Source organism: Candidatus Clostridium helianthi, from assembly GCF_045310795.1.
GTDB lineage: Bacteria > Bacillota > Clostridia > Clostridiales > Clostridiaceae > Clostridium > Clostridium helianthi.
On sequence record NZ_JBJIAB010000087.1, the window covers coordinates 1212 to 2860 of the forward strand.

Here is a 1649-nt window from a genome sequence, read left to right on the forward strand (position 1 = left end):
ACGTGAGCGGTAGAGGAGCGTCGTAATCGGGCTGAAGTCGTACCGTAAGGAGCGGTGGACTGATTACGAGTGAGAATGTTGGCATTAGTAGCGAGATGTAGGCGAGAATCCTACAGGCCGAATATCTAAGGTTTCCTGAGTAAAGTTTGTCTTCTCAGGGTTAGTCGGGACCTAAGGCGAGGCCGAAAGGCGTAGTCGATGGACAATTGGTTGATATTCCAATACCACTATAATCGTTATTATCGATGGTGTGACGGAGAAGGATAGGATGTGCTAGCTATTGGATGCTAGTCTAAGCGTTTAGGGAGTTGGGATTGGCAAATCCGTTCCAACAATTCTGAGGCGTGATGGGGAAGGTTCTACGGAACCGAAGTATCTGATTCCATGCTTCCAAGAAAAGCATCTAGAGAGAGAAGTAGTGCCCGTACCGCAAACCGACACAGGTAGATGAGGAGAGAATCCTAAGGCCGACGGAAGAATTGCAGTTAAGGAACTAGGCAAATTGACCCCGTAACTTCGGGAGAAGGGGTGCCTGAGAAATCAGGCCGCAGAGAATAGGCACAAGCAACTGTTTAACAAAAACACAGGTCTCTGCTAAAGCGAAAGCTGATGTATAGGGGCTGACGCCTGCCCGGTGCTGGAAGGTTAAGGGGAACACTTAGCGAAATATCGCGAAGGTGTGAACTTAAGCCCCAGTAAACGGCGGCCGTAACTATAACGGTCCTAAGGTAGCGAAATTCCTTGTCAGGTAAGTTCTGACCCGCACGAATGGCGTAATGACTTGTGCACTGTCTCAACTGCAAATCCGGCGAAGTTGTAGTGCGAGTGAAGATGCTCGCTACCCGCGATTGGACGGAAAGACCCCGTAGAGCTTTACTGTAGCTTAGCATTGAATTTCGGTATTGTCTGTACAGGATAGGTGGGAGACTGGGAAACTAGGGCGTCAGCCTTGGTGGAGTCGTTGTTGGGATACCACCCTGATAGTATTGAAGTTCTAACTGGATGCCATGAAACTGGTGACAGGACATTGTTAGGTGGGCAGTTTGACTGGGGCGGTCGCCTCCTAAAATGTAACGGAGGCGCCCAAAGGTTCCCTCAGAACGGTCGGAAATCGTTCGAAGAGTGTAAAGGCAGAAGGGAGCCTGACTGCGACACCTACAAGTGGAGCAGGGACGAAAGTCGGGCTTAGTGATCCGGTGGTACCTCGTGGGAGGGCCATCGCTCAACGGATAAAAGCTACCTCGGGGATAACAGGCTGATCTCCCCCAAGAGTTCACATCGACGGGGAGGTTTGGCACCTCGATGTCGGCTCGTCGCATCCTGGGGCTGAAGTAGGTCCCAAGGGTTGGGCTGTTCGCCCATTAAAGCGGCACGCGAGCTGGGTTCAGAACGTCGTGAGACAGTTCGGTCCCTATCCGTCGCGGGCGTAGGAAATTTGAGAGGAGCTGTCCTTAGTACGAGAGGACCGGGATGGACTGACCTATGGTGTACCAGTTGTTTCGCCAGAAGCATAGCTGGGTAGCTAAGTCGGGAAGGGATAAACGCTGAAAGCATCTAAGTGTGAAGCCCACCTCAAGATGAGATTTCCCATAGCATAAGCTAGTAAGACCCCTTGAAGACTACAAGGTTGATAGGTCAGAGGTGTAAGT

At 51.2% G+C, this 1649-nt stretch carries 1 rRNA gene (only partly in view); it reads left to right on the forward strand.

The features are described from left to right. Positions 1-1649: ribosomal RNA gene (locus tag ACJDTP_RS27215) — 23S ribosomal RNA — on the forward strand (its annotated part extends 1211 nt beyond the left edge of the window); the annotation flags it as partial.